17 protein-coding genes are annotated in these 20,989 nt (G+C 32.1%); 10 read left to right on the forward strand and 7 right to left on the reverse strand.

Annotated elements, in window-relative coordinates:
- Nucleotides 1-306 precede the first annotated feature (306 nt).
- The 10 genes from FPB0191_RS08860 to FPB0191_RS08905 all read left to right on the forward strand — a co-directional run bounded on the left by FPB0191_RS08860 (nucleotide 307) and on the right by FPB0191_RS08905 (nucleotide 13,282).
- Nucleotides 307-3,018, forward strand: a complete 2,712-nt coding sequence (locus FPB0191_RS08860) for a type VI secretion system Vgr family protein (protein WP_336433184.1) — start codon at nucleotides 307-309, stop codon at nucleotides 3,016-3,018.
- A gap of 12 nt (nucleotides 3,019-3,030) precedes the next feature.
- Nucleotides 3,031-5,652 (forward strand): YwqJ-related putative deaminase, encoded by a 2,622-nt coding sequence (locus tag FPB0191_RS08865; RefSeq protein WP_039105427.1) that lies wholly within the window; start codon nucleotides 3,031-3,033, stop codon nucleotides 5,650-5,652.
- Nucleotides 5,653-5,672: 20 nt separating this feature from the next.
- Nucleotides 5,673-6,698 carry a hypothetical protein gene (locus FPB0191_RS08870; protein ID WP_039105429.1) on the forward strand — a complete coding sequence of 342 codons (1,026 nt, stop codon included), beginning with the start codon at nucleotides 5,673-5,675 and terminating at the stop codon, nucleotides 6,696-6,698.
- Between the two features lie 5 nt (nucleotides 6,699-6,703).
- Complete coding sequence (locus FPB0191_RS08875; protein WP_162485175.1) at nucleotides 6,704-7,735, forward strand: hypothetical protein; 1,032 nt, start codon at nucleotides 6,704-6,706, stop codon at nucleotides 7,733-7,735.
- A 6-nt stretch (nucleotides 7,736-7,741) separates the two neighbouring features.
- The gene (locus tag FPB0191_RS08880; protein WP_039105433.1) at nucleotides 7,742-8,773 is read left to right on the forward strand and encodes a hypothetical protein; all 1,032 of its coding nucleotides are present in this window, start codon (nucleotides 7,742-7,744) and stop codon (nucleotides 8,771-8,773) included.
- Nucleotides 8,774-8,779: 6 nt separating this feature from the next.
- Nucleotides 8,780-9,799: a hypothetical protein gene (locus tag FPB0191_RS08885; RefSeq protein ID WP_039105434.1), complete on the forward strand. Its 1,020-nt coding sequence runs from the start codon at nucleotides 8,780-8,782 to the stop codon at nucleotides 9,797-9,799.
- A 6-nt stretch (nucleotides 9,800-9,805) separates the two neighbouring features.
- On the forward strand, nucleotides 9,806-10,825 hold the full coding sequence (locus FPB0191_RS08890; protein WP_039105436.1) for a hypothetical protein: 1,020 nt from the start codon (nucleotides 9,806-9,808) through the stop codon (nucleotides 10,823-10,825).
- A gap of 6 nt (nucleotides 10,826-10,831) precedes the next feature.
- Complete coding sequence (locus FPB0191_RS08895; RefSeq protein ID WP_039105438.1) at nucleotides 10,832-11,839, forward strand: hypothetical protein; 1,008 nt, start codon at nucleotides 10,832-10,834, stop codon at nucleotides 11,837-11,839.
- Nucleotides 11,840-11,884: 45 nt separating this feature from the next.
- The gene (locus FPB0191_RS08900) at nucleotides 11,885-12,409 is read left to right on the forward strand and encodes an endonuclease V (RefSeq protein ID WP_039105440.1); all 525 of its coding nucleotides are present in this window, start codon (nucleotides 11,885-11,887) and stop codon (nucleotides 12,407-12,409) included.
- Nucleotides 12,410-12,892: 483 nt separating this feature from the next.
- A complete protein-coding gene (locus tag FPB0191_RS08905) occupies nucleotides 12,893-13,282 on the forward strand; it encodes a DUF4878 domain-containing protein (protein ID WP_039105442.1) in 390 nt (129 codons plus the stop codon).
- Between the two features lie 404 nt (nucleotides 13,283-13,686).
- On the opposite strand, the gene celB is transcribed toward FPB0191_RS08905, so the two are convergent.
- The 7 genes from celB to FPB0191_RS08940 all read right to left on the reverse strand — a co-directional run bounded on the left by celB (nucleotide 13,687) and on the right by FPB0191_RS08940 (nucleotide 20,591).
- Nucleotides 13,687-15,039 carry a PTS cellobiose transporter subunit IIC gene (gene celB / locus FPB0191_RS08910; protein ID WP_039105444.1) on the reverse strand — a complete coding sequence of 451 codons (1,353 nt, stop codon included), beginning with the start codon at nucleotides 15,037-15,039 and terminating at the stop codon, nucleotides 13,687-13,689.
- Between the two features lie 14 nt (nucleotides 15,040-15,053).
- Nucleotides 15,054-15,521, reverse strand: a complete 468-nt coding sequence (locus tag FPB0191_RS08915) for a hypothetical protein (RefSeq protein WP_146202383.1) — start codon at nucleotides 15,519-15,521, stop codon at nucleotides 15,054-15,056.
- Between the two features lie 33 nt (nucleotides 15,522-15,554).
- Complete coding sequence (locus tag FPB0191_RS08920) at nucleotides 15,555-15,905, reverse strand: PTS cellobiose transporter subunit IIA (protein ID WP_173405095.1); 351 nt, start codon at nucleotides 15,903-15,905, stop codon at nucleotides 15,555-15,557.
- A gap of 2 nt (nucleotides 15,906-15,907) precedes the next feature.
- Nucleotides 15,908-17,917 (reverse strand): BglG family transcription antiterminator, encoded by a 2,010-nt coding sequence (locus tag FPB0191_RS08925; RefSeq protein WP_039105447.1) that lies wholly within the window; start codon nucleotides 17,915-17,917, stop codon nucleotides 15,908-15,910.
- A 163-nt stretch (nucleotides 17,918-18,080) separates the two neighbouring features.
- Nucleotides 18,081-18,398: a PTS cellobiose transporter subunit IIB gene (locus FPB0191_RS08930; protein WP_039105449.1), complete on the reverse strand. Its 318-nt coding sequence runs from the start codon at nucleotides 18,396-18,398 to the stop codon at nucleotides 18,081-18,083.
- A gap of 25 nt (nucleotides 18,399-18,423) precedes the next feature.
- The gene (locus tag FPB0191_RS08935) at nucleotides 18,424-19,860 is read right to left on the reverse strand and encodes a 6-phospho-beta-glucosidase (protein ID WP_039105451.1); all 1,437 of its coding nucleotides are present in this window, start codon (nucleotides 19,858-19,860) and stop codon (nucleotides 18,424-18,426) included.
- Between the two features lie 503 nt (nucleotides 19,861-20,363).
- Nucleotides 20,364-20,591: a ChaB family protein gene (locus FPB0191_RS08940; RefSeq protein WP_039105455.1), complete on the reverse strand. Its 228-nt coding sequence runs from the start codon at nucleotides 20,589-20,591 to the stop codon at nucleotides 20,364-20,366.
- Nucleotides 20,592-20,989 lie beyond the last annotated feature (398 nt).

A 20,989-nucleotide genomic window follows, 5' to 3' on the forward strand; every position in this document is an offset into this window, starting at 1 on the left:
ATCACAGATTTCTGATAGTACCGTAAGTCACTTGATTTATTGCAAGTGCTATCATTTATACTGAATTTCTTTGCACTTTAGTACAGTTTTTTAAATTATAAAATTAATCTATAATGAAAAGGCAGCAAGTAATCTAATTCAATTTTTACAATAAATTATTAATTTAAATAGATAGTTAACCTAAATTAACATTTATTTACTATGCTGTTATATAATAATAAGGAATACGACATGCTAGAACCATTTAAGAGCGCTAAGGAATTACTTGAAAGCCAACTAAACAGCAATAATCAATAGACTTTACAAATCAATGACTTAAATATACCAATATCCGTCCATACAGTCACTGGAGAAGAAGCATTAAACAAACCATGGCGTTATGAAATTATTTTTACCTCCATTGATAAAATAATATCGCCTAATTTAATTCTTAATCAAAAAGCAAGTTTTACTTTTGAGCCACATTCGACATCTTTACTATCACAACAAATAAGCTCATTGATACCTTCTGAACAACCACGCACTTTATATGGTGTAATTACTGAATTTGGTTTGATATCAGTCAATAAACAAGAAGCACGATATAAAGTCATACTAAAACCACGATTAGCTCTATTAGAACTACACAATGACAATGCTATTTATCAAAATCAAAGTGTCATTGAAGTAATTGAACAAACATTACGTAAACACCAATTTACCGGAATAGACTATCGTTTAGAATTACATGAAACTTATCCTATACGTGAATTCATTACTCAATGGCAAGAAAGTGATTTAGCTTTCATTCAGCGATTATTAGCTGATATTGGTGTTTGGTTCTGCTTTGAAACAAATGATAAGCACAAATGTGAAGTAATGGTGATAAGTGATTCAGAACAAGGTCATATTAATGGTGGTAGCATTGTTTATAAACAACCGAGTGGTACAGTGGATAATGGCACACTTAGCATTTGGGATTTACAACAACACAGTAAATCCGTTCCGCAATCCGTGCTAGTTAAAGATTATAATTATCGTGAATCTAACAATGATATGCTAGCCAATGCCAATAGCCAACCTAATGATAGCACAACTGTCGGTATTCAGTATCTTTTAGATCAGCATTATAAACAAAAGGATAACAAAGATATTGTGGAAACCGGTAGCTGGTACGCTAAAATTCGTCACCAGCAATATATAAGTGAACAAAATATTATCAAAGGTAAAACTAATCAATACCACTTAGCACCAGGACAACATATTACCCTCTTAGAAAATCCCCTCGAAACTAGTTTAAGTGAAGGCTTAATTATTCTTAGTACCCAAAGTCAAGGCAACCGTACCGATAGTTATTATATTGAATTTACAGCAATGCCATTTAATCTATTAAAACCATACCGTCCACCATTGCTACCAATGCCCAAAATTAACGGCACGTTACCAGCAACGATCACCAGTCCTGATAATGATACATATGGATATATTGATACTCACGGACGCTATCGGGTTAAATTTAATTTTGATCTGAAAACATGGAAAAATGGCGAAGAAAGTTTATGGTTAAGGTTAGCAAAACCCTATTCCGGTGATACCTATGGTTTCCATTTCCCATTAATAGATGGGACTGGTGTCGCCGTTGCCTTTACCAATGGTAACCCCAATCGTCCCTATATTGCTCATGCAATGCATGATAGTTCTCATCCCGATCATGTTTCAACAGCAAATAAACACCGCAATGTTATTCGAACACCTGCCAATAATAAATTACGTATGGATGATAAGCGTGGACAAGAACACATAAAGCTTGCTACAGAATATGGTAAAACTCAGCTTAATTTAGGACATTTGGTTAATAACAATAAAGAACAACGTGGAGAAGGTTTTGAATTACGAACCGATGAATGGGGAACAATCGCTGCTAACAAAGGATTATATTTAACCACTCAAACCGAAGCTAGGGCACAAGGAAAACAACTTGATATGCAAGGCGCCATTGCGCAACTAGAAAGTGCTCTTTCCATTGCCAAAGCTCTTCAAAATGCAGCTATTCAAGCACAAGCTCACCCAACCGACACAGAGAGTCAAAGTCAACTAAAAGCTAATCTTAGTCAACTAACAGAAAGCGGTATACTCGCTTATGCACAGGAGGGCATCGCCTTAACTAGCCCAGAGAATATTCAACTATCATCGGGGAATAGTGTAACACTTGCAGCTAACAATCAAACCGATATTAATGCGCTCAACAATATTACCCTATCTTCCGGTGAAGCAATAGGATTATTCGCTCACAAAAATGGAATAAAATTACTTTCAAATCAAGGGAATGTTGAAGTACAAGCGCAAAATTCCGACCTATCTATAGCAGCCAAACAAGATATTAAAATTGACAGTGTTGATAGCAAAGTTGCTTTATCCGCGGTAAAAGACATTGAATTAATTTGCGGAGGATCCTATATCAAAATAAATAGTGAAGGAATAACACTTGGTACTGCTGGGAGTGTCTCAATTAAAAGTGCAGCTTTTCAAAAGATGGGACCGGCGGTATTAAATTATCGTTCAACATTATTATCTGGTGAAATTCCCAAAACCTTTACTGAACAAGATAAACGACAAGGTATTACACTATATCTTGAAACAGATGATGGTTATCCGATTCCTACAACTAAATATCAAGTGCGTTTCGAAAATGGTGAATTCAGGCAAGGACGTTTAGATCGGGAAGGGAAAGTAGTATTGAAGCATGTGCCTCCAAACATGGATTATTATTATCAATTTCCAGACGATGATGACATCATATCAAAAGCCAATGCCCAACGTCTAAACAAAGCAATAAAAACAATAAATTCAGAACAAATTATTGGTTATTTAGCTTATTCGAAAACTATCGTTCACAAAACAATTGAAGCATACAAAGAGATATATGATGAGGATATGATAAAAGCTATTTATTTAGCTTTAGGACCATTCCATAAAGATAAAAAAGCTATTGATTATCTTTTTGCAAAAGCAAATATAAAAAGGAATAACAATAAATAATAAGGAATAACCATGCAAAATTATAAGATTTTAGCTAAGCCAAATTTAACTAATGTAATACGTGGCAAAATCATGTCGTTTTCCTTACAAAGGATCAATCCTAACGCACCTGCACTTGAACACATTCGAGCATCATGGATTTGTTATAACCATATTTCATACAGAAATCATGACAAATATCTGGCGAAACCGGTTAACGGCCCCCGAAATTCACTTGAATGGAACGAAGCCAAATGGAGTATTGAAGGTCAACACAAAATTGTTTGTGAAATAAAATATGCGAACAATACAGAATATGTTGAACATATTCAAAATGTAATTAATGCTAAGCAAACAGTTGCCTATTCGTCAAATACTTTTGAGGAATCAGAAAATCCATTCATATTTTATAAAAATTTATCCGAACAGATTGAATGGACGCGAAGAGAAGAAAAACATCAACAACTCTCAGATGAAGATGAAAAAGCTTATCAAAATCGGATGGAATTACTTGAAAAATTTAAAGAAAAACTTAAATTTTTACTTGATAAAATACCAAATGATTGTCGTGATAATTTTATTTCTGTAAGCGTTAAACATATTGCGAGCTTTTATGGTGATGCTGAATCTATATCATTAAGAGTCGGTTGTTTTTGTTATGATAAAGAAGCATATTTGATTGATTGGACTAATCCATTAGAACGCATAGCTTGTGGCGTATATGTTGGTAAGGGTGATAATGAGGAAGACGCAATCAGAGATGCGATAAACAGTTGGGATAATGAGAATCGATATCCTGAAGGAATTATGAAAGGAAGAATACAGTATGAAAACAATAAAAGACCAATAGAGGACAATGAAAAAGATAAAGTAGAAGTAGAAGAAACCATAAAGATAGAAGGTGAAGCTCATTTACCACCAATAATTGTTACTCCCACCCGTCTTATCAAAATAGAATTTGAAACCGATGGAAAGAGTGATTTGGATACCCTTTCTGATTTTCTCAATACATTAGCAATTGCGGCGATAATTGTTGCTGGTATCGTAACATTAGTTGCTCCAGTGCCCGGTTCAAGAGTTGTGTCTGGACTAATATGGACTTCTATGGCTGCTTCGACTACTTCCGCGGTAATCAATATAGCTGATCGTCATAGTGAAGGCTTTGGTAATTGGAGAGATGATTCACTAGATACTTTAACCATTATTGCCAATGCATTTTCCGCTGGCACGTTATCTGCAGGAACAAAATGGGCTAGTAAAGCACTAACCTTAACCAATATTAGTCAAAAACAGGTGGTAAAAATCACACTTATAGGTCAAATAAGTGCGGATTCATTACAAGGTATCTTGATGACCGAAGAATTAGCATTAGCGATTTATTCAGTAATGAATAACAAAGAGATACCAGCAGATATCAAATTATCCAAGATATCGGCACTTCTTTCACGTGGTGTCATTGATGGTGTGTTAATTACTGTTAATATTCACGGTAACAAAAAAAATCTTACAGCATTAAAAAATGAAACATCTTCTTCTCAAATTATGATGAGTTTGGAAGAAGTTGATCAATATATATCTGGCAAAAAAGCTTTCAATAAAGTCGATATTGAAGACTCATTATCAAATAAACCAAATACAAAAACGCCACCAGAAACCAATAAAATGGAGGCGAACAATATAATAGAAACTAACAATAAAATGATAACGAATCTGGTTAATGATATTGAGAATTTAAAACCAAAAATAAAAGATGAAAAATTAACTCAAATAGTTACAGCACAAGTGGATGATAACGGGGTAAAGAAAACATTTTCTGCCATTTATTTACCGAAATGGCACAAAGAAAGTGTAGAGCAACGTTCCATAATAAATGGAGGTGAATTTTTTGAAAAGTTACTTCAATCTAATTTAATCGAAGGTAAAAAATTATCTTCATTAACGTCTAGTGAACCTTCAAATACCACCAATTTAGATGCAGGTAAAAGAAAAGCCAATACAAATGAACCTGAAAGCAAAACTACGGTTTATACTAATCATGCGACTAAGAAAAAGGGGCTGCAAGAATTAGAAGATGAGTTGAATACACTAAAAAATAGTAAGATGAATCCTAGTGAAATTAAAAAACGTGTAGCCTTAGCTCAAACTCGTTGCGAAGTAGAAGGAATAGTTTCACAAGCTAATTTTTATAATCTCCAAATACCAAATTATAAAATTTTAAAAAAACCAGAAGTTGGGGTTATTGAAGCAATTGATAATACTTATTATAGATTTATTGATGTTGAAAAATATATGAATTTATTGAAAGAATCTTATAGGAAGTCCCATGGTCTCTATTCCAGTGTACCTTTCGGTTTCACTGATATGCATCCAACTACCGAACGGTTAATCAGAGAGTTTCTTGCTAATCATCAACAGTTTCGTATAATTGATGGGTTACCGGGAATGCATGCCGAAGTTTTATCCACTAATAACGTATTTCAGCAATTAGAGGCTAAAGGGAAAAATGTTGAAGCTTATCTGGATAAAATTGAAGTCAATACTATTCGTTTAACCGAATACGAACAAGGAAAAGCCTTTCCTGCCTGTCGACACTGTAGCGGTATTCTCTCTAAATCAAAAGGAATTAGTATTCCTACTGGCCGCGTTGATGATTAAAAGATTAAGGAGTTAATAATATGATAGTCAGAATAGAACTCAATCAATTAGAAAATCGTAGTAATTATTACTTTTATAATGACATTTTATTTACTGGCGAGGCGTACGATCATCGCGATAATCAGCTCTATCAAGTCTATGAAATAACCGACGGCGAGATTACTGGCAGTCGAGATTATGGCTTTTTTGAAACTAACGGTATGGTAAAAGTGGATTCTGAACTTGTCCATAGTGGAGATTTTGACTATGTGATGAATGATATTCCTTATACTTATCTTGGTAAGCCATTTACTGGTTTATTTTATGATTATTTTGCAGGATTTGTATCTGGTGAAGCACTTTGTATTAATGGTTGGATTGTAAAATATATCAGTTTTTATCCTGACGGTACGGGTAGATTAAGAATATACGAAGAAAAACATATTGATATTACTGAAACCACGGGTGATAGAGAATGGTCTTTGCAATGGGAAAATAATTCATTTAAAAGAATTGAATCACGTTATTTAGATTATCAAGACACACATCATACAGGTGAATTAGAATTGTTTTTTAATGATCAAAATCAAATTCAACAAGTGATTATAAAAGGTGATTATGCTTATGTATCATGCTTAGTTCCTCGCGATGATTTGGAGATTGATTTTAAAACCTTTAATGATTTACTAGCAAAGCAGAATATTTTTGCCGACAATCTATCTATCTGGTCTATCGAAGATGCACTCTTTAATCAATGGTTAGATCAAGGACTCTTAAATCAAGTTAAGCAATTAGAGTTATATAAAACAAAAATTGAACTTTCAACTATTGCTAGATTGATTAAATTACCTTCTTTAGAAAGACTAAACTATCAAGAATCTTCGTTATACCAAACGGATTTAGTCCATGCTGAAAAACAAAAACAACAATATCGAGCACAAGCACTTGCTTTATTTGCTTTACAACAAAATAGCAATATAAAAATAACGTTTACTGATGGTAGAGTTGACTACTTTCAAGCTTTTTTACCCGATGAGTTAAAACAGCAGCTTCCTAAACAAGAATAACAATCATGATAGTCAGAATGGAACTCAATCAATTAGAAAATCGTAGTAATTATTACTTTTATAATGACATTTTATTTACTGGCGAGGCGTACGATCATCGCGATAATCAGCTCTATCAAGTCTATGAAATAACCGACGGCGAGATTACTGGCAGTCGAGATTATGGTTTTTTTGAAACTAACGGTATGATTAAAGTCGATTACGATTTGTTACAAAGTGGTGAGAATTTTGATTATGAGATGAATCAATTACCTTATTATTTCCAAGGTCAACCATTTACTGGTGTTATGTATGAATACAGATTTGGTTTTGTTTTGTCTGAAGCAATATTTATTAATAGTTGGTTAATTGAACATATCAGTTTTTATCCTGATGGAACCGGCAGAATAAGACTTTATGAAAAAAATGATATTGACCCCACCGAAACTACAGGCGATAGAACTTGGTATTTGGAGTCGGAAAATAATTCATTTAAAAGAATTGAATCACGTTATTTAGATTATCAAGACACTAACCATACGGGTTACTTAAAGTTACTCTTCAATGATAAAGAACAGATTAACCGTGTCATTATTGAAGATGATTTTGCTTATGTATCCCTCTTAGTCCCTCGCGATGATTTAGAACTTGGTTTTAAAACCTTTGATGATTTACTAGCAAAACAGAATATTTTTGCCGACAATCTATCTATCTGGTCTATCGAAGATGCACTCTTTAATCAATGGTTAGATCAAGGACTCTTAAATCAAGTTAAGCAATTAGAGTTATATCACACTCAAGTAAAACCATTAACTTTAACAAAAATACAGAAGTTACAATCTTTGCAAGAATTAAAGATATCAGAATCAAAAATTTATGAAGATGATGACCCTTTATCAATTAAACTACAAAAACAACGCTTCACTGAATTAGCATCAGCACTTTATTCATTAAAAGAGAGTTGTTCTATTCATGTTATTTTAGTTGATGATGATGAAAATATTTTAGAAAAATATTTACCAAATGACTTAAAGCATCAGCTTACTAAAGAAGAATAAAAAATCATGATAGTCAGAATAGAACTCAATCAACTAGAAAATCGTAGTAATTATTACTTTTATAATGACATTTTATTTACTGGCGAGGCGTACGATCATCGCGATAATCAGCTCTATCAAGTCTATGAAATAACCGACGGCGAGATTACTGGCAGTCGAGATTATGGTTTTTTTGAAACTAACGGTATGATTAAAGTCGATTACGATTTGTTACAAAGTGGTGAGAATTTTGATTATGAGATGAATCAATTACCTTATTATTTCCAAGGTCAACCATTTACTGGTGTTATGTATGAATACAGATTTGGTTTTGTTTTGTCTGAAGCAATATTTATTAATAGTTGGTTAATTGAACATATCAGTTTTTATCCTGATGGAACCGGCAGAATAAGACTTTATGAAAAAAATGATATTGACCCCACCGAAACTACAGGCGATAGAACTTGGTATTTGGAGTCGGAAAATAATTCATTTAAAAGAATTGAATCACGTTATTTAGATTATCAAGACACACATCATACAGGTGAATTAGTATTGTTTTTTAATGATCAAAATCAAATTCAACATGTAAATATAAAAGGTGATTATGCTTATGTATCATACTTAGTTCCTCGCGATGATTTGGAGATTGATTTTAAAACCTTTAATGATTTACTAGCAAAGCAGAATATTTTTGCCGATAATCTATCTATCTGGTCTATCGAAGATGCACTTTTTAATCAATGGTTAGATCAAGGACTCTTAAATCAAGTTAAGCAATTAGAGTTATATCACACTCAAGTAAAACCATTAACTTTAACCAAAATACAGAAGTTACAATCTTTGCAAGAATTAAAGATATCAGAATCAAAAATTTATGAAGATGATGACCCTTTATCAATTAAACTACAAAAACAACGCTTCACTGAATTAGCATCAGCACTTTATTCATTAAAAGAGAGTTGTTCTATTCATGTTATTTTAGTTGATGATGATGAAAATATTTTAGAAAAATATTTACCAAATGACTTGAAGCATCGGCTTCCTAAACAAGAATAAAAAATCATGATAGTCAGAATAGAACTCAATCAACTAGAAAATCGTAGTAATTACTACTTTTATAATGACATTTTATTTACTGGCGAGGCGTACGATCATCGCAATAATCAGCTCTATCAAGTCTATGAAATAACCGACGGCGAGATTACTGGCAGTCGAGATTATGGCTTTTTTGAAACTAACGGTATGGTAAAAGTGGATTCTGAACTTGTCCATAGTGGAGATTTTGACTATGTGATGAATGATATTCCTTATACTTATCTTGGTAAGCCATTTACTGGTTTATTTTATGATTATTTTGCAGGATTTGTATCTGGTGAAGCACTTTGTATTAATGGTTGGATTGTAAAAGATATCAGTTTTTATCCTGACGGTACGGGTAGGTTAAGAAAATACGAAGAAAAACATATTGATATTACTGAAACCACGGGTGATAGAGAATGGTCTTTGCAATGGGAAAATAATTCATTAAAAAGAATTGAGTCCCGCTATCTAGATTTTCAAGACACTAACCATACTGGTTACTTAAAGTTACTCTTCAATGATAAAGAACAGATTAACCGTGTAACAATTGAAGATGATTTTGCTTATGTATCCCTCTTAGTCCCTCGCGATGATTTAGAGCTTAGTTTTAAAACCTTTGATGATTTACTAGCAAAACAGAATATTTTTGCCGACAATCTATCTATCTGGTTTATCGAAGATGCACTCTTTAATCAATGGTTAGATCAAGGACTCTTAAATCAAGTTAAGCAATTAGAGTTATATAAAACAAAAATTGAACTTTCAACTATTGCTAGATTGATTAAATTATCTTCTTTAGAAAGGCTAAACTATCAAGAATCTTCGTTATACCCAACAGATTTAGTCCATGCTGAAGAACAACAATATCGGGCACAAGCACTTGCTTTATTTGCCTTGCAACAAAATAGCAACATAAAAATAACGTTTACAGATGGTAGAGTTGACTTCTTTCAAACGTATTTACCTGATGAGTTAAAACAACAGCTTCCAAAACAAGAATAAAAAATCATGATAGTCAGAATAGAACTCAATCAATTAGAAAATCGTAGTAATTATTACTTTTATAATGACATTTTATTTACTGGCGAGGCGTACGATCATCGCGATAATCAGCTCTATCAAGTCTATGAAATAACCGACGGCGAGATTACTGGCAGTCGAGATTATGGCTTTTTTGAAACTAACGGTATGGTAAAAGTGGATTCTGAACTTGTCCATAGTGGAGATTTTGACTATGTGATGAATGATATTCCTTATACTTATCTTGGTAAGCCATTTACTGGTTTATTTTATGATTATTTTGCAGGATTTGTATCTGGTGAAGCACTTTGTATTAATGGTTGGATTGTAAAAGATATCAGTTTTTATCCTGACGGTACGGGTAGGTTAAGAAAATACGAAGAAAAACATATTGATATTACTGAAACCACGGGTGATAGAGAATGGTCTTTGCAATGGGAAAATAATTCATTAAAAAGAATTGAGTCCCGCTATCTAGATTTTCAAGACACTAACCATACTGGTTACTTAAAGTTACTCTTCAATGATAAAGAACAGATTAACCGTGTAACAATTGAAGATGATTTTGCTTATGTATCCCTCTTAGTCCCTCGCGATGATTTAGAGCTTAGTTTTAAAACCTTTGATGATTTACTAGCAAAACAGAATATTTTTGCCGACAATCTATCTATCTGGTTTATCGAAGATGCACTCTTTAATCAATGGTTAGATCAAGGACTCTTAAATCAAGTTAAGCAATTAGAGTTATATAAAACAAAAATTGAACTTTCAACTATTGCTAGATTGATTAAATTATCTTCTTTAGAAAGGCTAAACTATCAAGAATCTTCGTTATACCCAACAGATTTAGTCCATGCTGAAGAACAACAATATCGGGCACAAGCACTTGCTTTATTTGCCTTGCAACAAAATAGCAACATAAAAATAACGTTTACAGATGGTAGAGTTGACTTCTTTCAAACGTATTTACCTGATGAGTTAAAACAACAGCTTCCAAAACAAGAATAAAAAATCATGATAGTCAGAATAGAACTCAATCAACTAGAAAATCGTAGTAATTACTACTTTTATAATGACATTTTATTTACTGGCGAGGCGTACGATCATCGCAATAATCAGCTCTATCAAGTCTATGAAATAACCGACGGCGAGATTACTGGCAGTCGAGATTATGGCTTTTTTGAAACTAACGGTATGGTAAAAGTGGATTCTGAACTTGTCCATAGTGGAGATTTTGACTATGTGATGAATGATATTCCTTATACTTATCTTGGTAAGCCATTTACTGGTTTATTTTATGATTATTTTGCAGGATTTGTATCTGGTGAAGCACTTTGTATTAATGGTTGGATTGTAAAAGATATCAGTTTTTATCCTGACGGTACGGGTAGATTAAAAAAATACGAAGAAAAACATATTGATATTACTGAAACCACGGGTGATAGAGAATGGTCTTTGCAATGGGAAAATAATTCATTAAAAAGAATTGAGTCCCGCTATCTAGATTTTCAAGACACTAACCATACTGGTTACTTAAAGTTACTCTTCAATGATAAAGAACAGATTAACCGTGTAACAATTGAAGATGATTTTGCTTATGTATCCCTCTTAGTCCCTCGCGATGATTTAGAGCTTAGTTTTAAAACCTTTGATGATTTACTAGCAAAACAGAATATTTTTGCCGACAATCTATCTATCTGGTCTATAGAGAATACACTATTTAATCAATGGTTAGATCTGGGACTCTTAAATCAGATTAAAGATTTAGAATTATGTTTTGTAAATTTTGATCTTTTAACTATTGCTAGGCTAGCTAAATTAACTTCATTGAAAACACTAAAATATCAAGTAGACTCTCTAAACCAAACAGATTTAGTCCATGCTGAAAAACAAAAACAACAATATCGGGCACAAGCACTTGCTTTATTTGATTTACAACAAAATAGCAATATAAAAATAACGTTTACTGATGGTAGAGTTGACTACTTTCAAATGCTTTTACCTGATGAATTGAGGTTATAATTAATAAATGTAATTAGGTATTTTTATAAAAGGAAATTAATACAAATGATACTTGCAATTGATGTTTACTATATTGAAAATAGAGCTAAAACTGTCGGCATATTATTTGAATATTGGACGGACACAAAGTCTGATATTAATGCAGTCATTTCTGATTATCAAGATAACATTGAACCTTACCAATCTGGTCAATTTTATCGTCGTGAGTTACCCTGCATTATGTCGTTATTAAAGAAAATTGATTTATCATCTGTTTCAGTCATTGTGATTGATGGATATGTTCAGTTGGCAGAAGGAAAAATGGGTTTAGGCGGTCATCTTTATAATAGTTTAAATAAATCAATACCTATTATTGGCGTGGCTAAAAAACCTTTTGCTGGAAATAGTCCATATTTGATTGAAGTAGTTCGTGGTGAAAGTAAACATCCACTGTATATTACTGCAATAGGAACTCCATTAGAGGATGCAGCTGCAAATATAAAATTAATGGCTGGTAAATATCGCATGCCAGATTTATTAAGTTTTTTAGATCAACAAACAAAATTATTTAAGTCTGAAACCGTCGTTTAAATGATTTGATTTTGTCTATTTAAATGAATCAAGCAGGTAAAACTATAACTGTGAGCCATCTACAGCAATATTATCCTATCTGCTAGTTATTCCATAATAACCGTAATAATCTTTTGTTTTATTGCTACACATTTTTTAAAGTTATTTGTTAATTGAATTATTCTTATATTTCTACAATATATAAGTAAAACAATCTTAATAAGCTAGGCGCTTTTATAAAACAAATCAATAATTTTAAAAGCCTAATCTAGAAAATATCTAAAAAATAGTTATAACAAAAAATCAATTAAATATTAATAAGTTATATATTTTTTGATTTAGATTGTTATTAAATTTTTTAAAAATAGCAATTATGATGAAATAATTCGTTTGGAAAACTGCTTTAAAAGTATACAGTTCTAAAGTATTATTACCCTTTTAATATAAATCTACATAAAAACGATAATTGAATTGGATAATTAAATAATAAAGGGGATATTAACAATGAAATTAATATATAAATTAATAGGCGTTTTTTTATTAGCATTTTTAGTAACAGCATGTTCACCCGATAAAAATAGTACACCCGATAAAGTTGCTGAAAAATTTATCACTAATTTCTATCAAGGTAATGGAAATGAAATTAAGGAACAATTATATGATATGGGAGAAAATGAAATTAAATTAATCCAATTAATGGCGGATAAAGCAAAGGAATTTACTCAACAACATAAAGGATTAGATAAAGTCGAAATTAATGAAACTGTTTTTTTACCCGACTCAGAAACATTAGCTTCAGTTCAACTTAAACTAGAATTTAAAGATGGTTTTTTAAAAAAAGAAAGCGTTCCTGTAATTAAAGTCGATGATAAGTGGTTTATTAAACTAAGATAGAATAATTAATTTATTATGAAGTAATGATAGAAATAATATTCAATATTATCAAAAAAGAGTCGCTTTAATAGATGACTCTTTTTTGTTCCCTTATTAATGTAGCTTAATATTTTTTAAGTTCGCGAATCCAATCTTGTTCCGATTACTAATTACTATATAAAAATTCTTTACTCAAACATCTGAAGATATTCATTTAAAAAAATAGATATTAGTGTCATATTTCATACATGGTATTACTCTGAATAAAAACAAATCATTTAGGTATGCAATAGCATCCTAGTTTATGACTTGAATTTTAACAATAACAAAAAATTGATTTTTTGAATGCACGTTTCATTACATTTGCAATATAAGCGCTACTTCTAAAATCATGTAGCGCTTTATTTAAGACTAAGCAGAAATGATTATTCCATTACCGCATCTGTGACTGGCTTGCTTTGTTCTTCTTTGTAGAGTTTACTATCATAAACTTTGACAAAAGGCAGATAGATTAACAATGCTAAAATGGCTGCAAATATAGCAACAAAAATTGCTTTGTAGTCTCCCCCTGTACTAATAAAAGCACCTAATCCCATTGGAGATGGCCAAGGAATTAAGGCAATAATAGGTTGAATGAAGCCTGTATTAATAGCAAAATAACCTAATGTTCCTGCTGCCATAGGTGCAAGAAAGAAAGGAAGTGCTAAGTATGGATTATAAACAATTGGCATACCAAAAATGATAGGTTCGTTAATATTGAATATTGCCGGAACAACTGAAGCCCGACCAAGTATTTTTAGTTGGCTAGATCTAGCAAAAAATGCAATGAAAAATGTCATTAACAATGTTGAACCTGACCCACCAATTATGGCAAATGAATTATTGAATTCTCCGGCAAACGGAATTTGCGCACCTGTACTAATATTCTCATTCATATTAACTAACATAATTGGCGTAATAAATGCACCGATGATACTTGCACCATGAATACCCACTACCCATAAAGCATGGATTAAAAAGAGAATAACCATAACACCCAACCAACTCTTGGTTAATTCCGTCACAAATGAGAATGGAATACTGATTATATTAAAAATGTCGGTACCTAAATAGACGAAAATTCCATTTATAATGATTACCGTGAAGGCAATAACAAACGTTGGAATTAAAGCAGTGAAAGAGCGAGAAACACCTAATGGTACAGTTTCTGGCATCTTAACAACCCAATTTCTTCTAACACACATACAATAGAGTTTAGTTGCCAAAATTGCCATTACAATGGCAATGAATATACCAGACGTACCTAACCGTAAAACGAAAGGTTCTAAATGTACACCATTATATAAAAATTTATCATGTGCATTTAATAATACCATATAACCATTTTCCATAACGAGTTCAGGAATGGTCATAAAGAAAGCAAAAACAGATAGCATAGCACCATTAAGTGCATTAACTTTTAATCCTGTTTCATCTGCTTCAATTTTAGTTAGTTCATACCCAACAACAAAATTGAAATAAAGTGCTAAGATACCAATTGTTGCGGTATTAGCAATCATATATAAATTACTAACTCTAAAAACGGTATCCTGGAAAAAACCTTCTAGACCAGTAAAGGTCGACGGTAACGTATTGAAAACCAAAAACATAGAGCCAACAATTGAAAATGGAACGGATGCCATTCCTGCCGCCATTACCGCGCGAACAATCTTAAATTGCGATATTTTGGCCATTGGTGTCATCAAATACTTTTGTAAAAACACAAATCCGGGATTCATTTTATTTTCCTCACTTAATTAATGATGTCTTCGTAAGCTTGGATTCTTTTGAAATGCTTATCCTCATTACGTAGAATCTTATTTAACTTTTTGAGCATTAAGAAAGTAATTAACAAACTTACTAACAATAATACTGTCATTACATTTAAAACATTTTGATTATTTTTTAAAAATGGAAAGAAGAAATGATATAAAGGACTATACAGCGCAATCATCAACATAATACAAACGATCATTAAAGAACGGTAAAAAAAGCGAGCATAGGGTAAGTGATTACTGTGTTTACGATATAGCTTAATCTGCTCAAACGCCGTTAAAATAGCTAGAATGAATAAAAACAGTGGTAGAATAACCGCAATTGATAATGAACCAGCTAAAAATACAGCCCAATAGAGATTCAAAAATAGGAAAAATGCTGTGCTATAACGAACTGCTAAGAACCGATTAAAATAGAGATTCGTCAAGCTTAATTTATTATGCATTTTTAGCTCGTTTGTCAGCAATTTACTCATGGATTATCCTCTTAAAGTGGCGGACAATTTATGATTTTGTTCATATAAATAGGACATTTCAATGGCCATTTCACGAAGTGTCATCGTCGTCATTAAATGATCTTGTGCATGAACCATAATAATTTCCATTTCAATCTTTGTGCCATTGGCATAACTTTGTAAAAGTTCGGTCTGTGATTGATGCGCTAATAATATTTCTTGATTAGCATCTTCAAGTAGTTGATTAGCAGTATTAAAATCAGCTTCTCGCATCGCCTTAAATGCACTATGAATTTGCATTTTGGCATTACCACTATGCAATATAATGTTAAAAGCAATTAATTGAATTTCCTCGGAATTCATCTTCTCATTCATTGCTATACTCCTTTTTCAATAAGTTTGATAAAAAGTGATTTGAATTCAGCAAAATTTTGACATTTCAACAAGCTGTTCTGCATTTCTAAATCGTCGATCAAATTAACAACCGCTTTTGTCATCATGGCTAAATTTGGATTTTGGTAAATGGATGGAGAAATAATAAAAATAAAATATACTTTGGGATAACAATCGTCCCAATATAGACCATCAGGAATAATCGCAACGCCCATCTTAGACAATTTACCGACAGGCATCGCGGGATGCGGAACAACAATGGCCGAACTGAAAAATATTTCACCTAGAACCATTCTATTTTGCATCTGCTGTATCATCTCTTTTTTATAATGCTCTGTTTCGTTGACAGATAAAAGTTCTAGCAAATGATCTAAAACTTGTTGTTTGGTTTGCGATTTACGGCAGCGACAGAAATTACCCGCCACTAAATCATCAACAACTTGTTCAATATGATGTAAATAGTCATCAGACTTTAGTGTAGGTAAAGCGGATAAAGGATCCTTACAAGCGCAAATGAACATGTTACGTGATGATAGATAGTGTCGAATCTTTTGTACATCATCTTCAGTTAAAAAGACTGAAACATGAAATACGGGAACTTTAAATACTTTCGAAGACAAATCAACCGAAGAAATAATGAAATCAATTTCACTTAACATTTCTGGTCCTATTTCATAATAACCTCGGGTCGCAACAATTTTAACCCGTTCATCAAATTCACTTTCGACGCGATTTTTAAGCAATAGAGCGCTACCCATACCTGTAGCACAAATAATTAACACTTTAGCCTTTTGATCGTTTCTCAGTTTTTCCATGGATGCTAAGAAATGTAGTGTTAAATATCCCCATTCATCATCATTAATAGCAAATTTGCGTAAATTGGCTAGTTGACTAAAATATCGTTTCACTAATGCAAATAATTCTGGATTATTACTTTTGATTTCATCAAGTAACGGGTTTTCAAGTTTAATATTCTGTTCTAATCGGACTATCATCGGTTTTAAATGCTGAATTAAACCCTGTTTCAATTGATCGTCTTTTAAGAAGAGATAACCCGTCTCTTTTTGGATGGTAATGAGTAAATCATTAACAGATAAACTCAATTCAGAATCTAAATCTTGTTGAATAAAGTTTGATTTACTCATCAGATGTAAAGTAAGGTACATCTGTTCTTCTTTTGGAAAGTGAAATCCAATTACCGATTCCACTCTATCCATAATCTTTTTGGCAACTTGATATTCCAAGGTGTTTTTCGTGGACTCTGGCATATTTAAATTTTGAATTGAGAGTCCTAATTGCAGACGCTTAATAGTTAATGAAAGATGCAACACAATATTTTGCATCATCACGTCGGATAGTTTTATTTGAGATTCTCGACATTCATCAATGATGATAATTGTTAAAGTATCAAAGCTAATTGCATCACTAAATTTATTAAATGAGGTGAGGCGTTGTAAAAAGTTGGTTGATTCTTCATGAAAAAAATAACTCATAATAAAATGGCGCTTCGCTTTTTCGGCACCATCAACGTAAATTAATGATTTATTTTTCTTGAGTGTAAGTTCAAAAGGTTGTAACTGATTTTTTATTTCTAAGATATCTTTATTAAGTTGGGAAGTACTGATAAATAGCTGTTCAGATAAGACTTCTACATCTATCTTTTGACATTCTAATAAAAGTAAATTGAGGATATAGTGTTTTCTTTCACTGACCTCTCGTATATTTGCTTGTTCATCCTTGTGTTCAAGAAAATGGTGTTCAATTAAAAATAAATTAAAGGCCGTTCTATCTTTGATTTCTAATTGATATCCATATCCTTGCTTACTAACAATTACACCACCATTTTTTTCAATTAAGCTCTTTAAGTCTTTAAGATAAGTACGTACTGTTCGATCAGATAATGATAATTCTGCTGCAAGTTTAGCGCTGCTTTTGTAGGTATTTTGACAACTGACTAGTAAGCTAATCAACTCACGTTGTTTATTCTTTATCATTATTTTCATACCTATCATTATTGGAAAAACTATCTATCCCATTTCGGATATCAGTAATAAGATAAGTATTAAAACTTACCTCAAAAGTAGGTGCCGACCTTTATAATTGTAATAATTCATGGAAGGCACCATTAAAATAGTCAATACAAAAATATAATGATGACTATTTCATATTATCATCAATTAGCTTAGCCAATTGCTCGATACCTGATTGAATCGGTATATAAGCCTGAAAAGGAATACTAACCACCGGTTTACCCACTTCATCGCCTAATTTTTTAAACTTATCAAACATCATCATGGTTTGAGGACTGATTAAAAACAATGAAAAATCACTGTTCTTAATCATATTGTTTCCCTCTGTTGCAGAAACTGCATCCACTGAAATAGCTTTATCCTTACTGGCAAAATATTCAGTTACTTTTTTTGCCATTAATGATGATGACATACCTGCAGCACAAATAATTAATGCTTTTTTCATAGAATCTCCAAATGATAATCTGCTATTATAAATCTTCACCGTTCGATTCAATTACACGCTTGTACCATGCAAAAGAGTCTTTACGACTACGTTTCAACGTTCCATTACCTTGATTGTCTTTGTCGACATAGATAAAACCATAACGTTTTTCCATTTCGCCGGTACCGGCAGATACTAAGTCGATACAACCCCAAGGTGTGTAGCCCATTAGATCGACACCATCTTCTTCAACAGCTAGTTTCATTTGCTTGATATGTTCACGTAAATATTCAATACGATATTGATCATGGACGCTACCATCAGATTCAACCTTGTCATACGCCCCAAAACCATTCTCGACAATAAATAATGGCAAATGATACATATCCGTTAGCCAATTTAACGTATAACGCAACCCTTCTGGATCAATTTGCCATCCCCAATCAGACACTTTAACAAATTGATTGCCGATCAAATCCGTTTTTTCATTATAATCGTAGTGGTCATTACCCGCTTTCTTACGAATAGCGTTCGACATATAATAGCTAAAGCCAATATAATCAACGGTTCCTCTGGTTAGTATTTCCAAATCTTGATCAGTAATATCAAGTTGGAATCCTTTTCGTTGCCAATATTTCTTAATATGATTTGGATATTTGCCATGCACGTGAACATCGGTGAAAAAGTATTTACGCTCCATCGTTTTTTGTGCCATTAAAATATCACCAGGCTTGCAAGTTTCAGGATAAATTGGTACTAACGCAATCATACAACCAATTTGAAAATCCGGATTAATTGCATGACCGATTTGTACTGCCTTAGCGCTGGCAACTAATTCATAATGCGCAGCTTGGTACATAATCTCTTCACGATTATCATTTTCTTTATAATAAATACCCGAATTGGTAAAAGGTGCAAAATCTTCTTGATAATTAGCTTGATTATTAATTTCGTTAAAAGTCATCCAATATTTGACTTTATTTTTATAACGATCGAAACAAACCGTTGCAAAACGGACAAAGAAATCGATTAACTTACGGTTACGGAAACCACCATACTCAGTGACTAAATGATAAGGTAATTCAAAATGTGAAAGGGTAACGACAGGTTCAATATTGTATTTTAGGCATTCATCGAAAAGATCATCGTAAAATTTTAATCCTTCCTCATTAGGCGCTTGTTCATCACCTTTAGGGAAAATACGCGTCCATGCTATCGAAGTACGGAAACATTTAAAACCCATTTCGGCAAATAATTTAATATCGTCTTTATAATGATGGTAAAAATCAATTGCCTCATGATTTGGGTAATACTGACCTGGAACAATACCCTCGGTAATTTTACGATAACTTTTTGGCGATCCAACCGTCATCACATCGGCAACACTCATCCCTTTGCCTCCTGCTTGCCATGCTCCTTCTAATTGATGAGCAGCAACTGCACCTCCCCATAAAAAGCCATTTGGTAAACCTTTATTATTCATAATTAAGTACCTATATTTATTGAGAATCTAAATTCAGTATAAAAGGAAAGAAAAGAAAATTCTAATCAACTTTTTCCGTATTGATTAGGAAAATAAAGGCATATTTATTAAATATGTATAATATTATGAATTCGATATAACCATAATCTAACTAATAAATTGAAATTATGTCTAATAAAACATCATAATTTTTTAAAACCAAATAAATTTATAACAAATTCGGAAAGACTAATCATGACAATACAGCCTACCCTAGGCTAAATTTTGATATATTTATTATTGTTGAGCGATATATTTTATATACTTTAGACATTAGCAAAGTACTGTTCAAACTAAGTGGTGAATCTTAATTAACGAAGAAATTAGTATCAGCACATGAGTGACCAACACTAAACTCTTTCGTTATATTAATCAGTATTGTTTGAGTGAAATTTTGGTTGAATATTGTTTTAATTAGAATAAATTTAAATCATCCTTTCTCACTAATTTTTAGACTTCATCGTCTATTTTTGATGCCATTTACCATTTTCATCTTTGTAATAGGCCTTTTCAACAGCCGACCAAGCTACTCTAAAAGCAATCTGTTCTGGCGTGCTATTATCCCGTCTTTTATTGGGATCCTTGTATTCTTTTATTGCATTATTGAAAGCCGACTTGAATATATCTTGAGCATGTTCCGGTAAAACATGGCGAACTGATTCCGGCAAATCATCACGAGTTTGATAAGGCATCTTAAATTTCCTCTATCTATAAAAAGCATTGCAATAAACTGAAAGAAAAACAGCAATAATATATTTAAAAACATATAGTTATATTAAAATGTAGTGTTTTTTTATAAATTATACAAGTTTTATTTTTACTAAAAGAATTGTTTAGAGATTTAAGAGTGAAATATTAAGATAACGTTAGATTGGATGACCTTAACTGTTCTTTATAAGAATATATGATGAGGCATTGATTGATAAGATTCTAATTATTGAAATTTTAAGTAATTATAGAAAAGAAAATTCTAATTAAATCATTCTATCTAGAAATAAAACGGTTTCATACCGCTAAATTATCAATTGAAAATGCGATTAAGATTAATAAAAATCCCCATTTAGTAACAACCAAATGGAGATTTTTCATG

The sequence above is a fragment of the Frischella perrara genome, assembly GCF_000807275.1.
GTDB classification, from domain to species: Bacteria; Pseudomonadota; Gammaproteobacteria; order Enterobacterales; family Orbaceae; genus Frischella; species Frischella perrara.

What these genes read in the sequence shown, in the direction of transcription:
- FPB0191_RS08880 (WP_039105433.1), top strand. Translation starts at nt 7,742, where the DNA reads ATGATAGTCAGAATAGAACTCAATCAACTAGAAAATCGTAGTAATTAT.
- FPB0191_RS08890 (WP_039105436.1), top strand. Translation starts at nt 9,806, where the DNA reads ATGATAGTCAGAATAGAACTCAATCAATTAGAAAATCGTAGTAATTAT.
- FPB0191_RS08870 (WP_039105429.1), top strand. Translation starts at nt 5,673, where the DNA reads ATGATAGTCAGAATAGAACTCAATCAATTAGAAAATCGTAGTAATTAT.
- FPB0191_RS08865 (WP_039105427.1), top strand. Translation starts at nt 3,031, where the DNA reads ATGCAAAATTATAAGATTTTAGCTAAGCCAAATTTAACTAATGTAATA.
- FPB0191_RS08915 (WP_146202383.1), bottom strand. Translation starts at nt 15,521, where the DNA reads ATGCATAATAAATTAAGCTTGACGAATCTCTATTTTAATCGGTTCTTA.
- FPB0191_RS08940 (WP_039105455.1), bottom strand. Translation starts at nt 20,591, where the DNA reads ATGCCTTATCAAACTCGTGATGATTTGCCGGAATCAGTTCGCCATGTT.
- FPB0191_RS08900 (WP_039105440.1), top strand. Translation starts at nt 11,885, where the DNA reads ATGATACTTGCAATTGATGTTTACTATATTGAAAATAGAGCTAAAACT.
- FPB0191_RS08875 (WP_162485175.1), top strand. Translation starts at nt 6,704, where the DNA reads ATGATAGTCAGAATGGAACTCAATCAATTAGAAAATCGTAGTAATTAT.
- FPB0191_RS08905 (WP_039105442.1), top strand. Translation starts at nt 12,893, where the DNA reads ATGAAATTAATATATAAATTAATAGGCGTTTTTTTATTAGCATTTTTA.
- FPB0191_RS08935 (WP_039105451.1), bottom strand. Translation starts at nt 19,860, where the DNA reads ATGAATAATAAAGGTTTACCAAATGGCTTTTTATGGGGAGGTGCAGTT.
- FPB0191_RS08895 (WP_039105438.1), top strand. Translation starts at nt 10,832, where the DNA reads ATGATAGTCAGAATAGAACTCAATCAACTAGAAAATCGTAGTAATTAC.
- FPB0191_RS08925 (WP_039105447.1), bottom strand. Translation starts at nt 17,917, where the DNA reads ATGATAAAGAATAAACAACGTGAGTTGATTAGCTTACTAGTCAGTTGT.
- FPB0191_RS08920 (WP_173405095.1), bottom strand. Translation starts at nt 15,905, where the DNA reads ATGAATGAGAAGATGAATTCCGAGGAAATTCAATTAATTGCTTTTAAC.
- FPB0191_RS08930 (WP_039105449.1), bottom strand. Translation starts at nt 18,398, where the DNA reads ATGAAAAAAGCATTAATTATTTGTGCTGCAGGTATGTCATCATCATTA.
- celB (WP_039105444.1), bottom strand. Translation starts at nt 15,039, where the DNA reads ATGAATCCCGGATTTGTGTTTTTACAAAAGTATTTGATGACACCAATG.
- FPB0191_RS08885 (WP_039105434.1), top strand. Translation starts at nt 8,780, where the DNA reads ATGATAGTCAGAATAGAACTCAATCAACTAGAAAATCGTAGTAATTAC.